17 protein-coding genes are annotated in these 25,590 nt (G+C 62.5%); 4 read left to right on the top strand and 13 right to left on the bottom strand.

The features are described 5' to 3' along the window. Window positions 1-101: 101 nt before the first annotated feature. From GPL81_RS30530 to GPL81_RS30520, 3 genes are all read right to left on the bottom strand, one after another. A complete protein-coding gene (locus tag GPL81_RS30530; protein WP_160109810.1) occupies window positions 102-902 on the bottom strand; it encodes an enoyl-CoA hydratase/isomerase family protein in 801 nt (266 codons plus the stop codon). A gap of 81 nt (window positions 903-983) precedes the next feature. Then, window positions 984-2,129, bottom strand: coding sequence for an acyl-CoA dehydrogenase family protein (locus tag GPL81_RS30525; RefSeq protein ID WP_160109809.1), 1,146 nt, complete (start codon window positions 2,127-2,129; stop codon window positions 984-986). Between the two features lie 114 nt (window positions 2,130-2,243). Further along, window positions 2,244-4,955 carry a winged helix-turn-helix domain-containing protein gene (locus GPL81_RS30520; RefSeq protein ID WP_160109808.1) on the bottom strand — a complete coding sequence of 904 codons (2,712 nt, stop codon included), beginning with the start codon at window positions 4,953-4,955 and terminating at the stop codon, window positions 2,244-2,246. Between the two features lie 162 nt (window positions 4,956-5,117). Here GPL81_RS30520 and GPL81_RS30515 point away from each other — a divergent pair, with 162 nt between their 5' ends. The 4 genes from GPL81_RS30515 (at window position 5,118) to GPL81_RS30500 (ending at window position 9,959) form a co-directional block, all read left to right on the top strand. After that, the gene (locus GPL81_RS30515; RefSeq protein ID WP_160109807.1) at window positions 5,118-5,891 is read left to right on the top strand and encodes an enoyl-CoA hydratase/isomerase family protein; all 774 of its coding nucleotides are present in this window, start codon (window positions 5,118-5,120) and stop codon (window positions 5,889-5,891) included. A gap of 161 nt (window positions 5,892-6,052) precedes the next feature. After that, window positions 6,053-7,297: a thiolase family protein gene (locus GPL81_RS30510; RefSeq protein WP_160109806.1), complete on the top strand. Its 1,245-nt coding sequence runs from the start codon at window positions 6,053-6,055 to the stop codon at window positions 7,295-7,297. 86 nt (window positions 7,298-7,383) lie between these two features. Then, the gene (locus tag GPL81_RS30505) at window positions 7,384-8,304 is read left to right on the top strand and encodes an SDR family NAD(P)-dependent oxidoreductase (protein ID WP_160109805.1); all 921 of its coding nucleotides are present in this window, start codon (window positions 7,384-7,386) and stop codon (window positions 8,302-8,304) included. A gap of 83 nt (window positions 8,305-8,387) precedes the next feature. Next, a complete protein-coding gene (locus GPL81_RS30500; RefSeq protein WP_246219012.1) occupies window positions 8,388-9,959 on the top strand; it encodes an AMP-binding protein in 1,572 nt (523 codons plus the stop codon). 624 nt (window positions 9,960-10,583) lie between these two features. Here the strand turns inward: GPL81_RS30500 and GPL81_RS30495 are convergent. The 10 genes from GPL81_RS30495 to GPL81_RS30450 form a co-directional block, all read right to left on the bottom strand. Further along, window positions 10,584-11,645, bottom strand: coding sequence for an NAD(P)-dependent alcohol dehydrogenase (locus tag GPL81_RS30495; protein ID WP_160109804.1), 1,062 nt, complete (start codon window positions 11,643-11,645; stop codon window positions 10,584-10,586). A gap of 156 nt (window positions 11,646-11,801) precedes the next feature. Next, on the bottom strand, window positions 11,802-13,259 hold the full coding sequence (locus GPL81_RS30490) for an acyl-CoA reductase (RefSeq protein ID WP_160109803.1): 1,458 nt from the start codon (window positions 13,257-13,259) through the stop codon (window positions 11,802-11,804). A 3-nt stretch (window positions 13,260-13,262) separates the two neighbouring features. Further along, on the bottom strand, window positions 13,263-14,693 hold the full coding sequence (locus GPL81_RS30485) for a phenylacetate--CoA ligase family protein (protein ID WP_160109802.1): 1,431 nt from the start codon (window positions 14,691-14,693) through the stop codon (window positions 13,263-13,265). 181 nt (window positions 14,694-14,874) lie between these two features. Further along, window positions 14,875-15,594 (bottom strand): TetR/AcrR family transcriptional regulator, encoded by a 720-nt coding sequence (locus GPL81_RS30480; RefSeq protein ID WP_160109801.1) that lies wholly within the window; start codon window positions 15,592-15,594, stop codon window positions 14,875-14,877. A 3-nt stretch (window positions 15,595-15,597) separates the two neighbouring features. Next, the gene (locus tag GPL81_RS30475) at window positions 15,598-17,565 is read right to left on the bottom strand and encodes an alkyl/aryl-sulfatase (protein WP_160109800.1); all 1,968 of its coding nucleotides are present in this window, start codon (window positions 17,563-17,565) and stop codon (window positions 15,598-15,600) included. An 85-nt stretch (window positions 17,566-17,650) separates the two neighbouring features. Next, window positions 17,651-18,805, bottom strand: a complete 1,155-nt coding sequence (locus tag GPL81_RS30470) for an acyl-CoA dehydrogenase family protein (protein ID WP_160109799.1) — start codon at window positions 18,803-18,805, stop codon at window positions 17,651-17,653. Window positions 18,806-18,928: 123 nt separating this feature from the next. Then, window positions 18,929-20,077, bottom strand: a complete 1,149-nt coding sequence (locus tag GPL81_RS30465) for an acyl-CoA dehydrogenase family protein (RefSeq protein ID WP_160109798.1) — start codon at window positions 20,075-20,077, stop codon at window positions 18,929-18,931. A gap of 25 nt (window positions 20,078-20,102) precedes the next feature. Next, entirely contained in the window at window positions 20,103-22,595 is a 2,493-nt protein-coding gene (locus GPL81_RS30460; protein WP_160109797.1) for an efflux RND transporter permease subunit, read from the bottom strand. Continuing rightward, on the bottom strand, window positions 22,595-23,653 hold the full coding sequence (locus tag GPL81_RS30455) for a WD40/YVTN/BNR-like repeat-containing protein (protein ID WP_246219011.1): 1,059 nt from the start codon (window positions 23,651-23,653) through the stop codon (window positions 22,595-22,597). Before GPL81_RS30455 ends, GPL81_RS30460 begins: the two co-directional genes overlap by 1 nt. Window positions 23,654-23,779: 126 nt before the next feature. Further along, on the bottom strand, window positions 23,780-25,474 hold the full coding sequence (locus tag GPL81_RS30450; RefSeq protein WP_160109795.1) for a DUF1302 domain-containing protein: 1,695 nt from the start codon (window positions 25,472-25,474) through the stop codon (window positions 23,780-23,782). Between the last annotated feature and the right edge of the window lie 116 nt (window positions 25,475-25,590).

Here is a 25,590-nt window from a genome sequence, read left to right as displayed (position 1 = left end):
GATGCATCGCTATCGCCAGCAAGCCGGCCCCTACAGGGGTAAGCCTGTAGTCTCAAGGATAGGCAGGCCCGAAGGCCGGCTGCCCCTCCCTCTTTGGGGCTTCATGGCTGTGGCAAGACCGCGCCCGGGTAGGGCAACCCTTCCTTGCCGAGAAAGCGGCGCACGGCTTCGGCATGGTAACGACTGGCCCCGCACAATGACTGAGCGCTGGCTTCGAACTGGGTCATCGCGTGGCGGTCGGTCTCGAACGACCGATTAAGGAGCGTCTTGGCCAATCCTAGCGCATCGGGTGGTGCGTCATCGAACTGCCGGGCGAACTGCAAGGCGCTCTCCACCAGTTGTTCCTGGGAGATGACGGCTTGCGCCAGACCCAGCGCCAATGCCTGTTGCGCATCGAGCGGCCGGGCGCAAAACACCAGCTCCTTGGCCTTGGCCAGCCCCACCACCCGTGGCAAGACGTAAAGCATCGACAGATCCGGTACCAGCCCCAGGCTCAGGAAGGTCGGCAACAACCGTACCCGTGGCGTGACGAACATGAAATCGGCGGCCAGGGCCAGCGAGAAGCCTGCCCCCACGGCCGCGCCATCGACCGCCGCAATCACCGGTTTTTGCAGGTCCACCAGGCTGGTGAACCACTCATGAAAACCCAGCACCAGTTTGCGCCCGGCAAACACGGCGTCCTCGCCCTCCTCCAGGCTGCCCAGGTCGAAACCGGAACAGAACGCCCCGCCGGCGCCGGTCAGGACGATGGAGCGCACCGAACGATCGTCCTGTGCCGCCATCAGGGCTGCCGGCAAGGCTTCGTTGATGGCGGCCTCGAAGGCATTTCTTTTCTGTGGCCGGTTCAGGGTGATCAGCGCGGTCTTGCCGATCTTTTCATAAAGCACTGCACTGTCAGTCACATTCAACTCCTCCTGATGCCGCATCGGCCGGGTCGTACCTGGCCGTGCCTCAAGTTGTCCGCAAAGGCCAACGCCACCCGGTTACAGGTTGCGGGCGATGATCACTTTCTGGATGTGGCTGGTGCCCTCGTAGATCTTGGTCACCCGCACGTCACGGCAGTAGCGCTCCACCGGGAAATCGCTGAGGTAGCCGTAGCCGCCATGGATTTGCAGTGCTTCGGAACAGACCTTCTCGGCCATTTCGCTGGCGAACAGCTTGGCGATCGACGCTTCCTTGGCGCAGGGAACGCCGGCGTAATGCAGGCGCGCGGCGTGCAGCATGTAGTGCTGCGCGACTTCGAACTGGGTGGCCATGTCGGCCAGATCGAACGCCACGCCTTGCAGCTTGATGATCGGCGCACCGTAGGCTTCCCGCTCGTTGGCATACTTCACCGCCGCGTCCAGCGCAGCACGGGCGGCGCCCACCGCCACGGCGGCGATGCCGATCCGGCCTTCCGACAGAGTGGCCATCAGGCGTTTGTAGGCAGTGCCTTCCTCTGCCAGCAGGTTGTGCGCCGGTACCCGGCAGTTATCCAGTTGAATGGCCGCCACGTGCGCCGAGCGCTGGCCCATCTTGCTTTCGACGCGCGTGACGATATAACCGGGCTCACGCGGATCAATGATGAACATGCTCGGGCCTTTGCGGCCCTCCGGAGTATCGGTGGTCGCGGCAATGGCAAAGGCGACGCCCGCCTCGCTGCCGTTGGAGATGAACTGCTTGCTGCCGTTGAGAACGTAATGGTCGCCGTCGCGGCGCGCCGTGGTGCGGAACGCGGCGGTGTCGGAACCGGCCTGGGGCTCGGTCAGCAAGCCGGCGGCAATCAGCTCGCCGGAAATCATCCCGGCCAGATACTGCTGCCTTTGCCCCTCGGTGCCGAAGCGATGCAGCATGTCGGTCATGCCGTTGTGGACATGCAGAATGGTCGCGAAGCCGGCATCCGCTGCGGCGAATTCCTCGATGCACAGGCAGTATTCAGGAAAGGACATGCCCGAACCGCCGGCCTCCTCGGGAATCTGCATGCCCAGGAAGCCGAGCTCGGCCACCGCCTTGAGTTCCGCGTGCGGCCAGGCGCCCGTGCGGTCGCGCTCGGCCGCCGTGGCGGCCACGACTTCTTGCGCCACTTTGCGGGCGGCGTCGCGAATCATGATTTCCTGCTCGCTCAGGAATGCTGCTGATGTATCGCTCATGGTCTTCCTCTTGAACCGGGTCGGGTAGTCGATGCTGACCTGAGCATGGGGGTTGGCCAGCGGCGCAGGCGCCTCCCGTCTCGGGAGGGTGTGCGGGCCGCGGCCAACATCCGGTTACTTGAGCATGCCCTGCTGGCGAGCCAGGGAGATCGCCGCATAGCGGCTCGACACCCCCAGCTTGGCGAGGATGTTTTTCACGTTCCATTTCACCGTGCCAAAGGTAATGTTCAGCGTCAGGGCAATGCGTTTATTCGACATGGCCTGGGCGATCAGGCCGAGGATCTCCAGCTCTCGCGGCGTCAGGCTGGCCCGTGGCCCGTCCGGCATGCTCCTGGGGACAACCGCCGTTGGCGTGGGCTCCTCGTGGGGTAGTTCGCGGTTGAGCAATGTCTTCAGGTAATCGGCGGTCGAACTGTCCCGGGCGATTTCGTCCTGCCCTTGAGCCAGCAATGTGAGCACCGCCGGGCCTTCATCGAGCAGCGTACGTACCAATCCCATTCTCGCACCCGCCTCCAGGGCCTGTTGCAGGTACGTCCGAGCCTGATCCGGCTGATCGAGCATGTGGTGAGCCAGGGCGCTGAGCAAGCGAAGACGAATCAGGGTGCGTCCCTTTGCCGACTGCTCAACGTAGGCGGCAATGGACTGCAGGTGTTCCAGGGCCTGGCCCGGCTCACGCCCGGCCAGTGCCAGTCGCACTCGGGACATCGCCGCCAGGCAACCGATGGCCTCCCGTGCTTCGGCGTGGGGGCGTTGCTCGGCCTCCAGCGCCGTCAGTCGCGTCATCAGCTCGACGGCGCGACGACTTTCACCTTGCTGTATCAGCACGCGGACTTGCTCGGCCAGCATCATCGCCAGCAGCCGGTCCAGGCCCAGTACGTGAAAATGCGCGCCCTGCGCCTCGAGGAAATGCAGGGCAGCCTGGGCTGACTCGCGCTGCAAGGTGATGCGTGCGCGGCAGATGGAAGCCCGCCCCATCACTTCGGGCATGGATGAACGCAAAATCCCGCTGCGATTGGCCAGCACCCGTAACGCGTCGTCGAGCAGGTCGAGCTCATAGAAGGCGTCGCAGAGTGTGGCGGCGCACAGATTGGCTGCAACCGAGTCGCGCCCATAGGCGTGTTCGGCACGCCCGGTAACGCTGGTCCCGATGCTTTGTGCCTGCCGGGCATTACCCTCCCTGAGACGGGTCAGCGCCCGGGTGCTTTCGAAGACCATGGCCATGTCGTTTTCGCGGTCCTGAAGCTCGATCGGATGCCGCTCATGGAGCCGGCGCGCATCATCCGCACGCCCCACCGACAGATAGGCGGTGGCCAGTCCCGACAGGCTGATGTAGCGCAACGAGCGGTTTTCCAGGGGTGTCTGGAGAGTCGGTTCCAGCAGGCCGATGACCCGATGGGGCTGATCCAGTGTCAGGGCAATGGCGGCGTCGGCCAGGACCAGTTTCGAAGAGATCGCCGGGTTGCGCGATGCCTCGCTGCGGCGGATCTGCTCCAGCCAGCGCTGGGCCTTTTCCGGGCGGGCGGTAAAGGCATAGGTCAGGCAACCCATGATGAACAGTTGCGGATGGGCGAACAGAATATCCTGGGGCAAGCGTTCGAGCAGGTGCAGCATCGGACTGATATAGGCCATGCTCCAGGTGCTGGACGCCGCTTGTTCCATGGCCTTGACGGCGTAATCACGGTCACCGCCCAGATTGGCGTGGCGCACCGCCTCCACCAGATAGTCATGCTCGGCGAACCACTGGCTGGCGTGTCGATGCAGCGCCTGCACCACCGCCTCGCCACGGGCCGTCAGGCGCTGGGTGAGAAATTCGCCGAACAGCGGATGGAAGCGGTACCAGGGCGAGCTGTCTTCCGATTCGATGCGATGAATCAACAGATTCTCGTCCTCGGCCCGCTTGATCATGTCTTGCGCATGGGGGCTGCCGGTGACGAACGCGCCAACATCGGCATTGAAACGCCGCAGTATCGAAACCTTCTCCATGAACTCCAGCAACTCCGGCGGCAGGCACGCCACCACGTCCTCGGTCAGGTAGGCCTGAAGGTCCGCCGAGTTACGCAGGATCGAACGCAGTTGCGTACGCCGGGTCGGACGCACTCGCAACATGGTGGCGATGGGTTGCAAGCTGGCGGGCCAGCCGCTGGTCAAGTCATGGATCAGGCGTTCTTCGTCGGCGGTGAGTGGCAGGACGCTGAGGTTTTGCTTGAAGAATGCTTGGGTTTCATCGACATCGAACGGCAGTTCGGCGGTATCGATCTCGGCCACATGGCCCTGCATGCGCAAACGCCCCAGGCTCAGCGGCGGTGTGCTGCGCGAAGCAAGGGTGATGTGCAGGTTGGACGGGCAATGATCCAGTAATTTCTGCATCAGCCGGTGTGCGATCGGCGAGTCGACATGCTGGAAGTCGTCAAGCAGCAGGTGCATTTCTGTTTCGAGGTCTTGTGCGGCGTGGGTGATCAGGGCGATCAAGGCATTGATCGATTGTTCGCTGCCGTCACTGTTGAGCCAATCCTGTTCGATCGCGATGCCCAGGCGCTGCAAGGCCGCCAGCAAATAGGACAGGAAACTGGCGAACTGACGGTCGTCAAGGCTGAACGAAACCCAAGCCACGTCCAGCCCGGCTTTCATCAATTCCAGACGCCATTGGGCGAGCAAAACCGTTTTACCGAACCCTGCGCCACCGGTAATCAGGGTGGCACTGCAAAGTTGCGACTCGCGCAAGCGACCCAGCAGGTAGGCACGGGGGATGTGCCGGGCGTTCAGACGCGGTGGCGAGAACTTGGTGGCGACCAACAGATCGCCGGCGTTGATGACATTTGTCTGCATGATTGACTCTCCGCCCTTGGCTTTTTGCCTGGATGTGACGCCCATCCTGCAACAGGCGAAGCGGTCGGCGCCCCGTCCGCAAGGGGGGGGTGAGGGTCTGAGTGACTCGCGTAATTTCCAGTCCAGACAGAAACGTCAATTGCATTTGATCGAGGATTGGAGATGAGCGAGTCCGTTTCTTTTGACATCAAGGGCCAGGTGGGCTGGATCACCCTGACCCGTCCGAAAGCCATGAATGCCCTTAACCGTGAAATGCTGGAGGCCATGACCGCCCGCTTGCACGCCTGGGAAAACGACGATCAAGTCCGCGTGGTAGCCCTGACCGCCACTGGCCCGGCCTTCTGTGCCGGCGCCGACCTCAAAGCCGGCGGCACGCCGCAGCCCGGCGAGAAGGATTTGCTGGACACCATCGTTACCTTTTTCGATGCGCTGCGTGCGTTTCCCAAACCGGTGATCGCCGCCGTCAACGGCCTGGCCCTGGCCGGTGGCCTGGAAACGGTGCTGTGCTGCGACCTGGTGATTGCCGCGCAAAGTGCGCGTTTCGGTGATGCCCACTCCAACTTCGGCGTATTTCCCGGCGGCGGTGGCGCAGCGGTATTGCCACGCAAGATCCCGGAGAACATCGCCAAGTACATGCTGTTCACCGGTGACGCCCTGCCCGCCCAGGACATGAAGAACTACGGGCTGGTCAGCGAAGTGGTCGCCGACAGTGAACTGGTCGGGCGCGTGCAGGCACTGGGCGACAAGCTGGCCGGGAAAAGCCCGCTGGTACTGCGCAAGATGAAGAAAGTCGCCGACGAGGCCGGCGACAAGTCCCGAGCCGATGCCCTGCGCCAGGAGCTGCTGGAACTGCGCGACCACCAGCGCTCCTACGACATGGCCGAGGGCGTGCGCGCCTTCGCCGAAAAGCGCAAACCGGATTTCAAGGGTTACTGATTCGCAGCTTCGAAACCTGTGGGAGCGAGCCTGCTCGCGAAGAGGCCGGTACTGCCGCCGCATCTTCTGTGGTTGGAATTTCGTCTTCGCGAGCAGGCTCGCTCCCACAGAAACCGGATTCAGGCGCCCTGCCCCTTTTTACTGAGTGATTCGAGGTAACGATGGAAAACGTATACATCGTCGGCGTCGGCATGACCGCCTTCGGCCGTCACACTGACAAGACCATCAAGCAACTCACCGCCTGGGCGGTGGAAGATGCCCTGAAAGACGCCGATTGCGACCGCAAGTGGATTCAGGTCGGCTTTTTCGGCAACTGCACCCAGGGCCATTTCGATGGCCAACACATGATCCGTGGCCAGGTGGCGCTGCTGCCTCTGGGCCTGGACAGCATCCCGATCTTCAACATCGAAGGCGCCTGCGCCTCTTCGAGCCATGCCTTCAACCTGGCCGTTACCCAGCTACAGGCCGGCGCTGCCGAAGTAGCCCTGGCGGTTGGCGCGGAGAAGATGTTCTACAGCGACAAGGCGAAAATGTTCTCGGCCTTCGAATCCGCCTGGGACATCGAAACCTTCGAGGAAAACAAGCACTACCTGGCGAGCATGGGCAAAGGCATCGTGCCACCCGCCGGCTCGCAATCGGAGAAACCCTACAGCCCGTTCATGGACGTCTATGCAGCCCTGGGCCGTGGTGGCCTGATGGATCGCTATGGCATCACCCAGCGGCAACTGGCCGCTGTGTCGTCGAAGAACCACGGTCATTCGGTGCACAACGAACGCTCGCAGTACCGCAATGCCATGAGCATCGAGGAGATCCTCGCTGCGCCACCGATCACCTACCCGATCACCCTGCCGATGTGCTCGCCGATTTCCGATGGCGCCGCCGCCGCGATTCTGTGTACTGAGTCGGCCCTGAAGAAGTACGGTTTCAACAAGAACCGCGCGATCAAGGTACTGGCCAGCGTCGTGCGCTCGGCCTCGGCCCGTGCCGCCGAAGATTTCGACAAGGGATGTACCCACTTGGCCGGCAAGGTCGCTTTCGAACAGGCCGGCATTGCTCCGCAGGACATCGATGTGGCCGAGGTGCATGACGCTACCGCCATCGGCGAGCTACTGGCGATCGAAGCCCTGGGCCTGTGCGAACCGGGCATGAGCGGTGTGATGGCCGAACGCGGCGACAGCGCTTTGGGTGGCCGGCTGCCGGTCAACCCGTCCGGAGGCCTTGAATCCAAGGGCCATCCGATCGGCGCCACCGGCATCGGGCAGATCTTCGAATTGGTGGAGCAACTGCGCGGCAACTGTGGCCCACGTCAGGTCGAAGGCGCGCGCTTTGCCCTGCAAGGCAACGGTGGCGGCCTGTGGCGTGTGGAAGAGTCCACCGAGCACGTCGGCATCTTCAGCCGCGCCTGATGTTTATGGAGAGCGGCGACCCTGGGGAAACCACGCACTTCCTCCGCCGTTCTCCGCCTACTACTATTTCACCAGAGGAAAATACAATGACCATTCGTTTTGATGATCGCGTCGCTATCGTCACCGGCGCTGGCAACGGTCTTGGCCGCGTCCACGCCCTGAATCTTGCCGCCCGTGGCGCCAAGGTGGTGATCAACGACTTCGGCGGCAGCCGTGACGGCTCCGGCAGTTCCACCGATGCCGCCCTGGCCGTGGTCGAGGAAATTCGCCAGGCCGGTGGCGTCGCCATCGCCAACGGCGCCAACGTGGCCGACTACGAACAGGTCCAGGCCATGGTCAAGCAAACGGTCGAAGCCTTCGGTCGTGTCGACATCCTGATCAACAACGCCGGCATCCTGCGCGACAAGTCGTTCGCCAAGATGGAGATGGCCGACATCAACGCAGTGATCAATGTCCACCTGATGGGCTCGATCAACTGCACCAAGGCCGTATGGGAAGTGATGCGTGAGCAAAACTACGGCCGCATCCTGATGACCACCTCCGCCGCCGGCCTGTTCGGCAACTTCGGCCAGGCCAACTACGGTGCAGCAAAAATGGCCGTGGTCGGCTTGATGAACATGCTGGCCATCGAAGGCCGCAAGAACAACATCCTGGTCAACACCCTGGCACCGATGGCCGCCACCCGCATGACCGAAGACGTCATGCCGGCTGAACTGCTGGCCGCCAGCCGTCCCGAACAGGTCACTCCAGGCGCCTTGTTCCTGGTCAGCGAAAACGCACCGACCAAGCTGATCCTGGGTGCCGGCGCCGGGGTGTTCTCGGCGGTGCGCATGGAAGAGACCGCTCCGGTGTACATCGGCAACGACGAACTGTCGCCGGAGGCCATCGAGGCGCGCCTGGCACAGATCACCGACTGGAGCACTGCCGCGCCGCGCAACGACGCCAACGAGCAGGTCAAGGTCTTCATCGACACGGCCATGGCGGCTATCAAGGCTCGACAGGCCTGAGTATTCCCGGGCCGGGGCCCGGTTTAAACTCGCGATGATGATCGCAACGGGCGTGCAGCCACACGCCCGGACGGAGAATAACCATGACAATAATGAACTTCGCAAACACGGTCGGTAACCTGGCCGTGCGCTTTGGCGACCGGGAAGCCCTGGTCAACATCGAGCGCAATCGTCGCTACAACTTCCGTGAGCTCCATTCGCTGACCAATCGCATCGTCAACATGCTGCGCGGACGTCTGGAACTTCGCCGCGGGGATGTCTATCTCTGCATTCTGGAAAACGACAACATCTCGCTGTTCCATGCCTGGACGGCGCTCAAGGGCGACGCCGCCGCTGCCTATACCAACTACCGCGACGCGTTCGAGGAGCACCGCTGGCAAGTCGAGTTCCTGCGCCCCAAGGTGGTGTTCATCGAGAACGCATTGATCGATCGCTATTTCGACCTGCTGCACGATCAGGGCATCACCGTTGTCTGCATGGACCCGCCAGAAACCCCGCGCGAGGGACTTTTGAGTTTCTGGGACCTGCTCGAAGGCGTACCGGATCACAACCCGGGTGTCGACAACGACATGCAGAAAGACCCGCTGGTCTATCGCTTCACCGGTGGCACCACCGGGCAAAGCAAGTGCGCCGCCTACACCCTCGATAACTGGATGGCGTTGCGCGATTCGATGTACTTGGAGGCCGAGCAGCCTTACCAGCCGGACACACGTTTCCTGCACATGGCGCCCATCAGCCACGGCTCCGGCCTGGGCCTGCTGCCAACACTGTTTCGCGGTGGCTGCACCCTGACCCAGAACGTCCCGGACCTGGCGCGGCTGTGCCGCAACATCGAAGCCGAAAACGTCACCATGACCCTGCTCGTGCCGACCATGATCTATCGCCTGCTGGAAATGCCCGAAGCCCGGGACTATGACCTGTCTTCGCTGCAAACCATGGCCTACGGCGCGGCACCGATGAGCCCGGCCAAATTGCGTCAGGCCCAGGAGCGTTTCGGCAACATCTTCATGCAGATCTACGGTGCCACTGAAAGCCTGCACGCGGTCGCCCTGCTGAGCAAAGCGGATCACCTGACCCGTAACGAAAAACAACTGTCCTCGGCCGGGCGCATCGCCGTCGGCGCAGAGATTCTGATTGTCGACGACAACGGCAAGGAAGTGCCGCTGGGCACCACCGGTGAATTGTGGGTCCGTTCCCGGGGCACCATCTCGGGTTACTTCAGGAATCCTGAAGGCACGGCGCAGGAATTTCACAACGGTTACTGGAAGTCCGGCGATCTGGGCTACATCGATCCCGAGGGTTTCCTGTTCCTGGTTGACCGCAAGAAAGACATGATCATCACCGGGGGCTTCAACGTGTACGCCATCGAAGTGGAAGCGGCGCTCAATGCCCATCCAGCGGTGTCCAACTCCGCGGTGGTCGGCATTCCCCATGAGGAATGGGGTGAAGCGGTGCATGCCGAAGTGGTGCTCAAGGCGGGCGAAACCGTGTCGGTCGATGCCTTGATCGAGCATGTGAAAGGCCGTCTGGGTCGATTCAAGGCGCCCAAGTCGATCACGTTTGTCGAGGTACTGCCGGTCAGTGTAGTGGGCAAGGTGCTGCGTCGGCAGGTGCGTGAGAAGTACTGGAAAGACAAGGCGCGTTGCGTGTCCTGAGTTGTTTCGTGATTTAAAGGTTACCCCTTCGTTTTTCGCCTCGATGTCCCCTACCGCCCTTGGTCAGGCTGGGGGCATCGGGGTTTTTTTGTGGGTTTTGCCTTTGCCCGATCTGGCTTTGACTGGTGTACATATCCGTTTCTTCGGTAACGGCTGATTATGGTTTCGCCCTTACGGCGAGTCACTTGGAAGAGCCCCAAGTAACCAAGGGCTCTTGCCCCACCACTCGGTGCCTCGCTCTGGCTCGGCATGCCCTCACTCCGGCCAGCGTGGTTTAACGGGGCGCCCAGATCAAAAGCCGAAGCGAGGCGGCCTGACAGCCGACCTGGTTGAGGTGCGTGCATAATCCCCTGTAGGAGCGAGCCTGCTCGCGATGGACGTCAACGATAACGCGTGCTGCCTGGATGCCCGCGTTGTCTGGAAGACCATCGCGAGCAGGCTCGCTCCTACAGGGGAACGAGTGAATCCATGACATCAGGTCGCCTCATCGGCCGCCATCGCTGCGATGCGGTGACCCGACAAGCCAGCCATTTTTCGCGGTCAGGTTATTGAGGGCATAGGCCCCATACCGCAACCTCTCGTTCAGGGGGGTATGGGGTGGCTGGCATTCTGGAGAACGTGTCGTCAGGCGGGGTCGACATCTTTGAGCGACGCCATGTCGATCACGAAGCGATACTTCACGTCATTGTTGTGCATACGCGTGAACGCCTGGTTGATGTCCTGGATGTCGATCATCTCGCAACTTGGCAGCACCTGATGCGCGGCGCAGAAGTCGAGCAGTTCCTGGGTTTGTTCCAGGCCACCGATCAACGAACCCGCGATCGAGCGGTTGTTGACCGCCAACAAGGCGCCGTGAATCGGTTCCAGGGGTTCCAGCGCGCCCACCAGCACCAGCGTCCCGTTACGCGCCAGCAGCATCAGGTAGGGATTGACGTTGTGGGTGCGCGGGATGGTATCGAGGATCAAGTCAAAGCTGCTGGCGGCACTTTTCATGGCCGCCGGATCGCTAGACAGCAGGACATGATGCGCACCCAGTGCCAGGGCATCGTCGGCCTTGCCCGGCGAGGTGGTGATCACGGTGACCTGGGCACCCAACGCAACGCCCAGCTTGACCGCCATGTGGCCCAGCCCGCCGAGGCCGACTACGGCCAGTCGTGTACCCGCCTTGACGTTGTGCTCGCGCATCGGCGTCCAGACGGTGATGCCCGCGCACAGCAAGGGACCCGTGAAGCGCGGGTCCAGCGCCGGCGGCACACGCAGCACGAAACGCTCGCGCACCACGATGCGTTGAGAATAGCCACCGCGAGTCACTTCACCGCTGATGCGGTCCAGGCCGTTGTAGGTCGGGGTCACGCCCTGGGTGCAATGCGGTTCCTGGTGAGCTTCACACGCTTCGCACTGCTGGCAGCTGTCGACCAGGCAACCGACGGCAACCAGGTCGCCCACGTGGTATCGGTTGGCGGCCGGCCCCACGGCGGTGACCCGGCCGACAATTTCATGGCCCGGTACACAGGGAAAACGCGTGCTCTTCCAATCGTTGTGCACGTAGTGCATGTCGGAATGGCAGACGCCGCAGTAGTCGATCTCGATGGAAACGTCGTCGTCGCGCAATGCGCGGCGTTCGAAGCGCAGGGGTTCGAGGGGGGCGTTGGCTTCATGGACGCCGTAGCCGATGCAGGTGGTCATGTTGGTTTCTCCAAATAGTGAACGAACACCACAAAACTTGTGGGAGCAAGGCTCGCCCGCGATGGCGTCCTTTCAGTCGACATCTCTGCAGGATGTGCCGGCCTCATCGCGGGCAAGCCTTGCTCCCACAGGGTCAGGTGGTGGTCTTGAGTTGGTTTAGATCGACGGCCGCAACCAGGGCGCAGCGCTGGTTTCGGGCGCGGCGATCTGGTTGGAAATCCACTTGCCCATGCGGCGCATCGGTTCGATGGAGTCCTGGGGTGCGGCAAACTTCATGGCGGCGGCATAGCCCAGCGAGACGATGCGCTGGGCGCCATACAGCGGCAGCACATCCTTGAGCTGATCCTTGATGTTTTCCGGATAGACGCCGACGGTCTGGGTGTAGGCATCGACCGCCGCCATCATTTCGCTCAAGTCGTCGACCGGCACCAGGTTGGCGGTACGGTCGTCGAGGCTGGCAGCGAAGGACACGGGCTCCGGCAGCTGCGAGCAGATGATCGCGCCCTCGCCGTCCTTGCCGCCGATGACCTTGTACCACTCGTCATCCAGGCGCAGCGCGTCGACGTGGGCCTTGAGGCCCTGGTCATAACGCTTGGGCGTGGTGCTGAGGGTATTGGGCAAGCCGAGCATGGCGTCATAGACATATCGGCCAAAGGTGTTGAGCTTCTCAAGGCCCTGCTCATCCGTGCCGCTCTGCACATACACCACCCGTGCGCAGACACAGCCCTTCTGGTTGATCGCACCGATATCGACGGCCAGCCGCACCGCCGCTTCGCGCATGTTCGCTTCGCTGTCGAAGGTCGCTTGGCCGATAATGCTGGCGCTGCGCTTGGGGTCCAGGGAAATCAGTTCCAGGCCGGGCTGGATGTATTTAGTCACATGCTTCATCGAGGCGAAGCCGCCCCAGGCGACGATTTTTTCCAGGTTCTGCGGTTGATACAGGCGCTTCTCGAAGGCCTCGTCCCCGCCTTTCCAGTAAGCCACCGAGAGGTGTTTGGTCAGCGGGTGGTCCGGGGCCATGTCGACCATGGTGCGGGCAATCGCCAGCGCGGAGAACGGGTCGTTGGACGGTGCCTTGATGATCGCATCGCTGCGCAGGACCATGTTGCGGATGATGGTCCACAACGACAGGGACACCGCGTTGCCGGCGACGATGTGCAAGGTGCGGGCGCCGAAGCAGCGCACTTGCAGCTCAGTGCCGTCGAGCAGCGTCTGCGGCACCCAGCCTTCCAGATACTTGATGCCCACCGTGGTTTCCGCCATCTCGGTGATGAACTCACGGGACAGCAGATGCTTGAGGCCCATGTAGGAGCCCTTGACGATGGTCGGGGTGGTGGGCGCGGTCAGGAACGACAGCTCGCAGGCTTCCTGCAGGTACGGGTTCTTGTCCAGGTCCAGGCGCCCGCCGAGTTCGACGGCGTAATCGAGAATGTCGTTGAAGCTCAGGCTGTACAAATCCGCCAGTTTCGCCGGGTTGCCCAAGGGCAGCTGGTCGATGTACTTGTTCGCGTCGGGGGTGAGGAAGCTCAGGTCTCCGCCGCGTCCACCCACTTCAATCAGGTTGTCGGTGATCACCTGACCACGAATGATCATCGGCGCAATGGGATGGGTCATGGCTCAGCCCTCCAGGGTGTTGAGGAAGTCCATCGCCTCGCGATGGGATTGTTCGGATGCCGCGCAGGTGATCTTGTCGTCCCCGCCGTTCTTTTCGCTGTAGCGCTGGATCGCGCCGACCACATAGTGGCTGGGGCGACCACAACTGCAGGGTTGATCCCACTCGATGGTGATTTCATCGCCGGTGATGAAACCGCCCCAGTGAATATCGGCCCCCAGATCGTAAAACGCCGCACGCCCGGTCTGACGCCCGTGGCGCGGCAGCGGTTTGCTGGTTTCAGGGTCAAGCAGGAAGGCAATCGCGGTCGGCGAGAAGTGGTAGTGGCCCTGCTCGCAACGCAGGTGCGAACCACTGACCACCTCCGACATCGCATAGGATTCGTTCAGCGACTTCACGCCGGTGAAACGCATGACCTCTTCGCGCCAGCCCTCAGGCTGCACCACGCCTTTGGCGCCACCGGTGGTGATGATGAAGGAGTCAGGGTGGAATACGCCCTCCAGGCCGCGCTCAAGACCGGCCTTGGCCATGTTGTGCAGCAGGTTCCAGGTGCCGCCGATGTATACGCGCTTGCCCTTGAGGCCGCTGGCGATTTCGTCGAAGAAGACTGCCAGGTGCTGCGGCATTTCGGTCTGCTGCTGGTCGAATGCCTTTTTCTTGGCCAGCAGTTCGGGTGCCACCACCAGGCGATCCAGCGTGCCGTTGTTGTGCGCGGCGCGAAGCCTGGCGCCCAGGCGCAGCACGTCGCTGGACAGGGTCGATGGATAGGCCGAACGGAAATGCGAAGGATCGGGCAACAGCACCCGGACCAGCGAGCCGAGGCTGCGCAGGTGGCTCAGGTAACCTTTGCGGTAGTAAGGGTAGGCGCAATACATGTCCGGGTCCGGCGTGTTCACGCCGGTCATGTTCCAGGCGTAAAGCCTGCGCACCTCCAGGGCCTTATCGAACTCGCGCACGCTGCAGGGCAGAAAAGACAGGGTTCCGGACGTACCTGAGGTATGGCTCAGGCACAGTTCGGGAATGGCGTTGTCCATGGTTTCGAACCATTCGTCCAGGCCAGTGCAGGCACTGACGTCGACAGCGGCGATTTTTGCTGCCATCTCTGGCAGCACCAGCTTGCCCACCCACTTGTTGATGGCCGCGAAGTTGTTCTTTTCCAGCAGCGAGGGTGGGTACGACTTGAACAGTGTGTGTTCGAACAGCAGTGGCACCACGTCGTCCAGCTGTTCGATGGACTCGATGCCTTCGGCGTCCGCCAGTTTCTTGAGCAACGGAATACGGTCGCGCATTTCGCCGAAACGACGTTTGAGTCCCGCCAGCTGCAGCTCGTCGATCTGCTCGGCAGGCAATTGCGTCCAGTTCTGCAAGCTATGCTCGACCAGGGCCGCCGGGTCGCTCAGCAGCAGTTCGACCTGTTCTTCTATTGTTTTTGTCATGGGACAGTCTCCTGGAATTCATTCGTTCGCGCCTTGGCCATTGATGCGCAACGGCCTTCATGGCGGGACCAGTTTAAGGGGAGAGAAGGTAAAACCATTTCCGGATTCCGGCGCATCGAAAAGCACCATAACCAACTGTTTCTATTATATTTTTTACTTTTCGTTCGATTGGTTTCAGAGGTTATTCCGGGTCTGCCGTGGTCAGCAGCGCATGGAGCATGCGCGCCAGCAGCCGAACGGTGTCGGCATCGAGCAGGTACTCGGGTTTTTCGATCAGCAACGCACGGGGCAACGCCGTGACGGCCTGGTAAGCCAGAAAGCCCGCTTTCTCGCGATCACGCACCAGGACCTGATCGGAAAAACGTTGCACCAGCGCCGGAATGACCATCGAAATCCAGAAGCGCTCCGGTTTGACGATATCCAGACGCACCAACTCTCCGTAGTAGGCGGACTTGATGCTCAGCTCCGAGTCGATCTGCAACCAGCGGTGCAAGGCGGCAAGACCGGTGCGCAGGACCATTTCGATCCCGTCGTAGAGGGTGGCCGACGCAGGAAGCGCGTGGATGCTGGCAATCACTTGCTGGCGGGCATCGGCGCGGTAGTCGTCGAAAATCGCACCGATCAGTGACTCGATGGTGGGGAAATATTCGTAGATGGAACTGACCGCCACCCCGGAATAATCGGAAAGCCGGTAGATCGATAGCGCTTCCCGCCCTTCCCCTTCGAGGATGTCACGCCCGGCGGTTTTCAACGCGTCGACCAGGGCGACCGAACGCGCCTGCTTCGGTTGCTTACGGGGTCTGGCGGGCAGTACCACCAGAACGTTGTCATGACTGCTCTGACCACGAGAGGACGCTGGCGCCCCCTCGTTGCCCGGCGCTATTGCCAACCGGCGGGCCATGGTTCAGGGCGTCACGACGTTGAACGTCGGCTGAAAGCTGGTCAGCATGCCGAGCATCGCCTTGAAGCGCTCGCCATCGCCTTCGAGCTTGATATCGCCCTGCTTGAGCGCCGTCGGGAAATCCAGCTGGCGCAGGCTGATCTTGTCCAGCACGGCCTTGCTCATCGTCACCGAGGCGACAGGCTTCGCATGGCTGGTGTGTTCGCGATAGGTCAGCACGCCGTTGCGCAAGGTCAGGGCAAAATGCTGGTCCAGGTCATCGAAGTTCCAGTTCAGGGTCATGTCGTGGCCCTGGGCCTTGTCCGAATCCATGCGCACCGCCAGCAGGTCCATGAACATCGCCGGCGTCGCCGCGCGAGTCAGGTCGGCGGTGACACGGGCGCCCTGTTGCGGCTTGATCTGACGCAATTCCTGCGCACCGGTCAGGTACATGTTGCGCCAGATCGCCGATTCGCTGCGATAGCCCAACTGCTCCAGCGTATCGGCCTGTGTCTCGCGGGCTGCCTTGTTGTCAGGTTCGGCGAACACTAGGTGATTGCCAAGTTGCGCCGCCCAGCGGTAGTCGCCTTTGTCCATCGCCGCGCGCATCTGCGCCAGCACCTTGTCGGCCCCGCCCATGGCTTGCACGTAGTGCTTGCCGGCTTCGACCGGCGGCAACGGGTCAAGGTTGGACGGGTTGCCGTCATAGAACCCCAGGTAGCGTTGATACACCGCACGGGTATTGAAACTCAACGTGCCGTAGTAACCCCTGGCGTACCATTTTTGATCGAGCTCGCCGGGCAGTTTCTTGACAGCGTCGGCGATCTCCAGCGGGGTCATGCCCTGGTTGAGCAGGTTCAGGGTGCGGTTATTGACGAAGGCATACATGTCGCGCTCGTCGGCGAGCAGGGTGCGGATGTTCTCGCCGCCCCAGGTCGGCCAGTTGTGCTGGGCGAACATCACCTGCGCCTTGTCGCCATAACGCACCAGGGCATCGTCGAGGAACTGCGCCCAGGCCTTGCCGTCACGCACTTCCGCGCCACGCGGGGTCAGCAGGTTGTGCATCGTCTTCGTGGCATTCTCGGAGATGCACAACGCCTGCATTTGTGGCAGGTAGACGTTCATCTCCGAAGGCGCCTCGGTGCCGGGCGTCAGCTGGAACACGAACTGCACGCCGGCGATGTCATGGGTTTCTTCCGCTTGCGCCACCAGGTTGGTCGGCGCAATCAGGCTGATGGTGCCCCCCGTCGGAGCGCCCTTGCCAATGCCCGTATCCACCTGCCCGAGCTCATTGCTGGGCACCGCCCCGCCGCTTTGAAACATACCGCGACGGAACATGGCGGCACCGGCCAGGACGTTTTCCTGGATCGCGTGCTCCATGAAGCCTTCCGGGGCGTAGATGTGGACTTTGCCGGCCTTCACATCCGCCTCGCCGACTACACCGCGCACACCGCCGAAATGGTCGACATGGCTGTGGCTGTAGATCACCGCCACCACCGGTTTGCGCGGACGGTTCTGGTAATACAGCTCAAGACCGGCCTTGGCTGTTTCGGTGACGTAGAGCGGGTCGATGATGATCAGCCCTTCGTCACCTTCGATGATGGTCATGTTCGCCAGGTCCATGCCGCGGATCTGGTAGATCTTGTCGGTGACCTGGAACAGACCGGCACTGGCGTTGAGTTGCGCCATGCGCCACAAGCTCGGGTTCACCGAGTCCGGGGCCTGGTTCTGCTTGAGGAAGTCGTATTGGTGAGAGCTCCACACCGTCTTGCCCTCGGCGTCCTTGACCTCGCCTTCGAAGGCCGCCACCAGCCCTCGGCGCGCGGCTTCATAGTCAGCACGATCCTGGAACGGCAGTTGTTTGAGCACGTCCTTATTGACGGCCGCTGTGGTCGGGCTGGCGGCCTTGGCAGGGTTGGCGGCATCCGTCGCCCAGGTCGGGCCGCTGGACAGAGCGATGGCAATGGCAAGTGCAACAAGGGAATAACGCATACAGGTTCCTTAAGCGTGGCGCGCGGCCACAATGATTAGCCTGGCGTACCGCACGCGGCAGCCGTCCATTGAAGCGGTACAGCAATCAGTCCACCGCGCTGATGCCCGTGAGCGATTCGGCGATGGAGAGTTTTTGAAGGTCGGTAAGGCCGTGCGGAACAGGCAGGACGATCGCCTCGCGCACCAGGCGCTCGAGATCCAACGCTGCGCTCAGCGCCTTGCCACCGGGCAGTTGCAGTGCGTCCCGGCAAGCCTTGAGCGCCGTTTCGCTGGCCAGCCAACGGGCCATGCCGGCCTGCATCCGGCAGTCAGTGCCGGCATCGATCAGCGACCAGGCGCGAAAGCACATGAGCCTGGCCGCGTCGAGCCGGGTCGCCATCTCGGCAATCCTGAGCGCCACCAACGGCTGTGATGCAGCGGGTTTTTCAGGTCCGTCCGTGTTTTTAACCGCGACAATGCAAGCCTCCAGCACCGTGCGGATCAATCCGACCGATAAGGAGGCCAAGCCCGCATCCATTTTCTCCTGCAATCTGGTCCGACCTTGCAGCCCGTCCTGCCCCTCCCAGATTGACTGGCCGGCAGGCAGGCGCACATTGCGAAATGACACCTGGGTATGGAACGTACCGCTCAAGGTGGGCCTGTCGATGATTCGCGAGGTGTAGCCATGTTGCTCGCGCGTCACCAGCACATGGCGCAAGGCGCCATCCTCGGCGTGCACTTCGACGATGAGAATGTCCGCATAAAGGCCATTGCAAACCCGTTCGTGTGCCCCGTTGATGATCCAGCCTCCGGGCGTCGACCAGGCGCTGACGCCCCCTTCGGCAGCCGTTGCCAGCGCATCGGCTTGCTGAAGGTAAAAACCGCCGCAACCGCGCCCCGTCAGCAGGTCGGGCAGATAGCGTTCGCGCAATGGCTCGCGCGCGGCGGGCAAGTCCACCAGCACGCTGGCCACGAGCATGTTGCTGATAACGCAATGGGCGACTTCGCTGGAGACGGCGCACAGCTCCTCCAGCAGCATGGCCTCGGTGACCACCGACAACCCCATGCCACCCTGAACCGGCGCAATGCTCGCGCCGGGCAAGCCGAATTCGGCGATGCCCTGGGTGATCTCGCGCATCCTTTCCCGGGGAATCGGCCCGCCACGGAACGCCCGGGCGACAGGCGTGACCTCAGACGCGAGGAAGGTACGGAAGCTGTCCACCGCAAGTCGCTGCGCCTCGGTCGTTTTCTGTATCTTCATGGTCTGGTTCCCTGCCTGTCGTCACGAATCCACTGGCACATTCGAGCCTGCAATCGACGACAGGCTATGCCCGATGACGCTCTGACCACCCCCCTCGGTTAGGAGGGGGGCAGGCAAATACACTCAGCTCAAACCGCGAGCGATGATCAGCTTCTGAATATGGCTGGTGCCTTCATAGATTTTGGTCACCCGCACATCCCGGCAGTAGCGCTCCACCGGGAAATCATTGAGGTAGCCATAGCCGCCATGGATCTGCAGGGCGTCCGAGCACACCTTCTCGGCCATTTCGCTGGCGAACAGCTTGGCCACCGAGGCTTCCTTGGCGCAGGGTACGTGCGCTTCACACAGTCGCGCGGCATGCACCATGTAGTGATGGGCGACATCCACTTGCGCGGCCATGTCGGCGAGGTCGAACGCCACCCCTTGCAGATTGATGATCGGCGCGCCGTAGGCCTCACGCTCCCTGGCATAGCCAACGGCGGCATCCAGTGCCGCGCGGGCGGTGCCCGTGGCGACAGCGGCAATCGCTACGCGCCCTTCCGACAACGAGCCCATCACGTTGCGATAGCCGGCACCTTCTTCGCCCAGCAAGTTCGCCAGTGGCACCCGGCATTGATCCAGCTGGATCTGCGCTAAATGAGCCGAGCGCTGGCCCATCTTGTGTTCGACCCGGGCGACCACATAGCCGGGACTTTCCCGAGGGTCGACCATCAACAGGCTGCTGCCTTTCTTGCCGGCGGTTTTGTCAGTGACGGCCAGCACCAGGCCCAGCCCCGCTTCGTTGCCATTGGAAATGAACTGCTTACTGCCATTGAGCACGTAATGCTCGCCTTCGCGACGGGCCTGGGTACGGAAGGCCCCGGTGTCGGAACCGGCGTGAGGTTCGCTGAGCAGAAAGGCACCGATGCGCTTGCCGCTGGCCAGGTCCGGCAGGTATTTGCGCTTCTGCTCTTCATTACCCAGGCGCGCCACGGCCAGGCCCACCGAGTTGTGCACGTGGATCAGCGTTGCGAAGCCCGTGTCGGCGGCGGCAAATTCCTCGATGGCCAGGCAATACTCGACGAAGCTGGCACCGGCACCGCCGTACGCTTCGGGGATCAGCATGCCGAGAAAGCCCAGCTCGGCCACGGCGCGCAGTTCGCTGCGCGGCCAGGCGGCGGTGCGGTCACGTTCGGCGGCCGTGGGCGCGACCACGTCGGCGGCGACCTTGCGCGCCGAGTCGCGAATCATGATTTCCTGTTCGCCGAGGAACGCTGCGGATGTATCGCTCATGGTGATTCCTTATGAATTCAGGGGGTCAAACGGGGTTCGGATCGGCCCGGGTGCGCTGCACAGTCCGGGCCTTGGGTTCGAGGGCGACCGATCTTTCGCCGGCTGGCGGCACGACCACCGGTGAACCAAAGACGTGCACATCGCGCAGCAGGAAATGCGAGAGCGCCGGGATCAGCGCCAGGGCGCCGAGCATGTTCCACAGGAACATGAAGGTCAGCAGGATGCCCATGTCGGCCTGGAACTTGATGGGCGAGAACGCCCAGGTGATCACACCCGCCGCCAGGGTCACACCCACCAGCGCCACGACTTTGCCGGTGAAGCGCAAGGCATGACGGTAAGCTTCGGCCAGGGTGTCGCCGGCACGCTGGCGCGCCAGCTGGATGCTCAGCAGGTACAGCGCATAATCGACGCCGATGCCCACGCCCAGGGCGATCACCGGCAGGGTCGCGACCTTGACGCCCATGCCCAGCATCACCATCAGCGCTTCGCAGAGGATCGAGGTGATCACCAGCGGCACCACCGCGACTACCACCGCCCGCCAGCTGCGGAACGTGATGAAGCACAGCACGATGACCGCCGCGTACACGTACATCAGCATGGTCAGGTTGGCTTTCCTGACCACGATATTGGTCGCCGCTTCGATCCCGGCGCTGCCGGCGGCCAGCAGGAACTGGCGCTCCGGCGTGCTGTGCGCGGTGGCGAAGGCTTCGGCGGCCTGCACCACTTGATCCAGTGTCCGGGCCTTGTGGTCGGTGAGGTACGCCACCACCGGCATCACCGAACAATCGTTGTTGAACAGCTCCGGGTTGCTGGTGCTTGCGGTGCGCGCCGCATAGTTGAGGACGTCCTGATTCGGTGAGATCGACATCCACTTGGGGCTGCCCTCGTAGGAGCCCGCCGTGATCTTGCGTACCGCATCGGCCAGCGACACCGTGCTCTGCACCCCCGGCACTTGCTGCAAGACCCAGCCCAGGCGATCGGCCTCCACCAGCGTCTGGTATTCAAGACAGCCTTCGGCTTTGGTCTTGACGATCACCGCGAACTGGTCCGAAGACAGCGAGTACTTGCTGTTGATGTAGGCGTTGTCGAGGTTGTAGCGCGAGTTAGGCCGCAATTCCGAGGCCCCGGCATCCAGGTCGCCGATCTTGAGCTGGGTACTGACGACAAAGCCTGCCACGGTGAGAATGGCCGACACCACCAGTAGCGCTGTCGCCCAGCGGCGCTCGGTGAAGCGTTCGAGCAACCGCCAGAGGCCACCGGCCTGGCGCTGTTCTGCGCGCAGGCTTCTGGCGGCGGCCTTGGGACTGACCCCGGTGTAGGACAGCATCACCGGCAGCAGGATCAGGTTGGTGAACACCAGCAAGGCAACGCCGATTGAAGCAGTGATCGCCAGGTCCTGGATCACCGGAATATCGATCAGCATCAACACCCCGAAACCCACGGCGTCGGCCACCAGTGCGGTTACCCCCGCCAAAAACAGGCGGCGGAAGGTGTAGCGCGCCGCGACCAGCCGGTGGGTGCCGCGAGCCACGTCCTGCATGATGCCGTTCATTTTCTGCGCGCCATGGGACACGCCGATGGCGAACACCAGAAACGGTACGAGGATCGAGTAAGGGTCCAGCGCGTAGCCCATCCGGGCAATGAGACCGAGTTGCCAGAGCACCGCGATGCACGAGCAACCGAGCACCAATACCGTGCTGCGCACACAACGGGTCCAGGCAAAAATAATCAGCGCAGCGATCACCGCCGCCACGGCGAAATACAGGATCATCTGCTGCAGGCCATCGAGCAGATCGCCCACCACCTTGGAGAAGCCGACGATGCGGATGTCCAGGTCGGCAGTGCCCTGGGTGCCGGAATACTGGGCGCGGATGCTTTCCAGGCGCTTGGACAATTCCCAATAGTCCAGCGGCTGGCCGGTGGCGGTGTCCTTGTCCAGCAAGGGCACGAAAATCATGCTGGAGCGAAAGTCGGTGCCCACCAGGTTACCCAGCAACTGCGCGCGGCCGATGTTCTGGCGCAGTGCGTCGATGCTCGCTTGCGAACCAGTGTAATTGTCGGGCATCACCGGACCGCCGGCGAACCCCTCTTCGGTGACTTCGTTCCAGCGCACCACCGGCATCCACAACGACTTGACGTTGGCCCGGTCGACGCCGGGGGTCAGGAACAGCTCGTCGTTGATGTGCTTGAGCGCTTGCAGATAAGCGGGATCGAAAATATCGCCCTTGCGATTCTCCACCACCACGCGCACGGCATTACCCAGCCCTTTGAGCTCGGCGCGGTTATCCAGAAAGTTGCGGATGTACGGTTGGTTCAGGGGAATGGTTTTTTCGAACGCGGCATTGAGTGTCAGCCGGGCCGAATCCCAGCCCAGCATTACCGTGACCAGGGTGCAGAGGAGGATCACCAGCAGACGGTGGTTGAAGATCAACCGTTCGAGGCGACTGCCCGACTGGTGATTGAAGTCATCAAGATTGCTGATGGACTGCAGGTTGTCGCGGGTGTTGTGGGTAGCCATTACTGCGCTCCGGCTTTCTTGTTCTGTTGCAGGCTTTGCACACGCACGCCACCCAGCCCGGCCAGGGCGACGGCCCCGTCGGCGGCGGGTGCCAGTGCGAAATTGGGCACCACGCGGTCCACCGGGACTCGGCTGAAGGTTGCCCCGCGGTCGGTGGAACGCAGCAGTTGACCGGTCTGGCTGGCCAGCACGATCGAGCCGTCGGCGACCATCAGGCCGCTGGTGATGCCGTCGCTGATTCCGGTATCGACCTTGCTCCAGGTTGCGCCGCCATCGAGGCTGCGCCATGCGTTGCCGCGCAGGCCGTAGACCAGCAGCAGATGCTCATCGCCAAGCAAACCGAACAGGGTGCCGTCATACGGCAGGTCGACCTTCACAAAATGCTGGCGTGCGGCATCCAGTTTCAGCACCAGCCCTTGTTCGGCGACCATGAACAGCGTGCCGGCGGCCGGGCGCAGGCCGTACAGGTGCAGGCTGCGCGGGTTGTCGACCCGATCCAGCCAGGGCTCCCAGCTCTGGCCACCATCCCCGGTGCGCAGGATCAGATTGAAGGCCCCGGTTACAAAGCCATGGCGCTCGTCGGCGAACCACACATCCAGCAGCGGTTTGTCGGCGCCCTGGGTGGCGAACAGCTCGGCATCCTGTTTCAGGCGTTGCGCTTCGGGGTCATCCGGGTTGGCCGGACTGCCGTAGTGTTTGAGCAATAGCTCGGCGATCTGTCGGCCATCGAGCTGTTTGCGCCAGGTCTTGCCCGCATCACTGCTGTGCAGGACGACGCCTTCGTGGCCCACGGCCCAGCCCTGGCTGGCGCTGGGGAATGCCAGTGCGGTCAGGTCGCAACTGACCGGCACCTGGGCCTGGACCCAGGTCGTGGTGTCGTCGGAAAAGAGAATATGACCACGCTGGCCGGCTGCAATCAGCCGTCCACCGGCTTTGGCCAGCCCATTGAGTGGCGTATGGATCGCCTGGGCGCTTTGCAAGGCAGGTGCGTCCAGGGGCGAGACAAACGCCGGCTGCGCGAATGCCTGTGCGGCCACCAGCGCAATCAGGATCGTCAAGGGGGGTCGTAAGCGTTGTTTGAACACCTTGTCACCTCACATCAGTTGCGCGCGAACGCGCATGGCACCGATGGGGGTCCGCAACGGGAGCACCATCGGTGGGCTTGCTATGGCGGCAAGCGCGGCTCAGAGCGTGGTCTTGAAGGTGAAGTAGACCGCGCCGCGATCTTCCAGCAGCGCCTGGCTGCCGCTTGGGGTCAGGGCCGCGCCGGTCAGCGGGTTGGTCGAGAAGTCACCGAAATAGTCCACATACTTCAGGTCGAAGCGGTAGCGGCTGTAGAGATCGAGCCCCAGGCCGACCGCATAGCTGCCGGCGTCCTTGTTACCCCCGGAGGCGACGGCCGAGTTGCCGGAAAGGCCCTGGGAGTAGCTGACCGGCATCGACAGGTCGCCACCGGGAAACACCTGGTACCAGGTCGGTGTGAAATTGACGGCAATGCCATAGGCATCCCGGGACACATCGTCGATGTTGGTGGGCACCGCTTTGTAGGCGGACGAGCCCTTGAACAGGTTCAGAGGGTCGGAATTGACCGAAACCCATCGGCTCCAGGTCAGCTCGGTAGACCAACTGGCGCTGTCGAACAGCGGCGTCGGGCTGACAGTGCCGATGGCGTTGAGCACACCGTGCAGGGTGTCGCCACGGGCGCCGAGGATGTCGCCGTCGTCCGGCAACTGCGCCGTCGAGGTCACCCGTGCCGCCGAGCTGACCAGCGGCATGTTGTGCCGGTAGTTCAGGTCGGCACCGACACTGACCCCGCCGATTTGCTTGGACAGGCTGATGCCATACATGTCGATCTTGTCGGCGTAGTTGAGGAAGTACTGCGGGTGCGCGTCAGCCAGCAGGATCACCTGCGGCAAGGTGTCGGAGAACTGGCGTACGTAGAAACCCAGGGTGCCGTCCAGCCACTCCGGGCTCCAGCGTGTCATCACGCCCCAGTCGCCGGCGTTGCGCGGCTCGATGTCATCGCCGTGGATGGCGCGCAGGGTCGGGCTGAGGATGAACGACTCGCCACCTTGCTGGTAGATATCGGCGAAGCCCAGGTAACTGCCGGCCTCAGGCACCCGCGATGGCCGCCATTCGAAGAAGTACTGCGCCGCGAACGACCACTCGGGGCTGGCCTGCAACTGCGCGGAAATCTGGTTGCGCGGCAAGTACAACTCCTTGGCCTCGATCCCCGGCAAGGCCAACGCCTTGCCCTGGTCCAGGGGTGCCTGGCCGTAGGAGATGCCGTGAATGGCGCCGGCCCCCAGCAGCGATTCGCCCCAGTTGATGGTATGGCGACCCAGCCGCGCCTTGAGCGGCATGTCGCCCAGGTCGTACTGGCCGAAAACGAAGGCGTCCATCCATTCGCCCGACGGACCCTCATAGTAGCGGTTGGTGTAACGGCTCAGGCCCGTGGCCGGGTGACCGTTGGAGTCGAGGTGGTTGGAAGTGGCAACGCTGTCGTTATCCAGATTGCCGGCATAAGCGTCGTCATACCAGAGCGCAGCACTGACCCGTGCACCGTACTTGCCCTTGTAGACGAGGTCGGACTCGCTGAGGATGTCCAGGCGGTTGTTGACCAGGCTGTGCTTGTCGAAGTTGCGGTCGCCGTCATCGTTGTTCGGGTTGGCCAGAATCGCCTTGTCCTGCCCTTCGGTGCGCATTCCCAGGTTGTAGCGCAGGGTATTGTCCCAGCGCAGCTGGAGGTCTTCGTTGCCGGTATCGATCTCGACGGCACCGGCGCTGGTGCAGGCAATCGCGCACATGGCCACGACCGTTGCACGCAGTGCATGAGAATTGGCGGGATGACTTTGATTGGATTTTTTTTTGTTATTCATCTGGGTGTCTCCTCCCCTGGGTTGAACCTGGACCTCCAGGTTCGCAAGCCGCTCGATCAGTGATCGATTGCCCCGAAGGGTGCCAGCGTCATGCCGCTGTCCTCCCCCCCCTTTCT

Source organism: Pseudomonas izuensis, assembly GCF_009861505.1.
In the GTDB taxonomy this organism is placed as follows: Bacteria; Pseudomonadota; Gammaproteobacteria; order Pseudomonadales; family Pseudomonadaceae; genus Aquipseudomonas; species Aquipseudomonas izuensis.
This window is presented reverse-complemented; position numbering and strand designations above follow the sequence as displayed.

Bases quoted from the DNA above. Each gene is read 5' to 3' on its own strand.
- GPL81_RS30525 (WP_160109809.1), bottom strand. From the start codon at position 2,129: ATGAGCGATACATCAGCAGCATTCCTGAGCGAGCAGGAAATCATGATT.
- GPL81_RS30520 (WP_160109808.1), bottom strand. From the start codon at position 4,955: ATGCAGACAAATGTCATCAACGCCGGCGATCTGTTGGTCGCCACCAAG.
- GPL81_RS30515 (WP_160109807.1), top strand. From the start codon at position 5,118: ATGAGCGAGTCCGTTTCTTTTGACATCAAGGGCCAGGTGGGCTGGATC.
- GPL81_RS30510 (WP_160109806.1), top strand. From the start codon at position 6,053: ATGGAAAACGTATACATCGTCGGCGTCGGCATGACCGCCTTCGGCCGT.
- GPL81_RS30505 (WP_160109805.1), top strand. From the start codon at position 7,384: ATGACCATTCGTTTTGATGATCGCGTCGCTATCGTCACCGGCGCTGGC.
- GPL81_RS30500 (WP_246219012.1), top strand. From the start codon at position 8,388: ATGACAATAATGAACTTCGCAAACACGGTCGGTAACCTGGCCGTGCGC.
- GPL81_RS30495 (WP_160109804.1), bottom strand. From the start codon at position 11,645: ATGACCACCTGCATCGGCTACGGCGTCCATGAAGCCAACGCCCCCCTC.
- GPL81_RS30490 (WP_160109803.1), bottom strand. From the start codon at position 13,259: ATGACCCATCCCATTGCGCCGATGATCATTCGTGGTCAGGTGATCACC.
- GPL81_RS30485 (WP_160109802.1), bottom strand. From the start codon at position 14,693: ATGACAAAAACAATAGAAGAACAGGTCGAACTGCTGCTGAGCGACCCG.
- GPL81_RS30480 (WP_160109801.1), bottom strand. From the start codon at position 15,594: ATGGCCCGCCGGTTGGCAATAGCGCCGGGCAACGAGGGGGCGCCAGCG.
- GPL81_RS30475 (WP_160109800.1), bottom strand. From the start codon at position 17,565: ATGCGTTATTCCCTTGTTGCACTTGCCATTGCCATCGCTCTGTCCAGC.
- GPL81_RS30470 (WP_160109799.1), bottom strand. From the start codon at position 18,805: ATGAAGATACAGAAAACGACCGAGGCGCAGCGACTTGCGGTGGACAGC.
- GPL81_RS30465 (WP_160109798.1), bottom strand. From the start codon at position 20,077: ATGAGCGATACATCCGCAGCGTTCCTCGGCGAACAGGAAATCATGATT.
- GPL81_RS30460 (WP_160109797.1), bottom strand. From the start codon at position 22,595: ATGGCTACCCACAACACCCGCGACAACCTGCAGTCCATCAGCAATCTT.
- GPL81_RS30450 (WP_160109795.1), bottom strand. From the start codon at position 25,474: ATGAATAACAAAAAAAAATCCAATCAAAGTCATCCCGCCAATTCTCAT.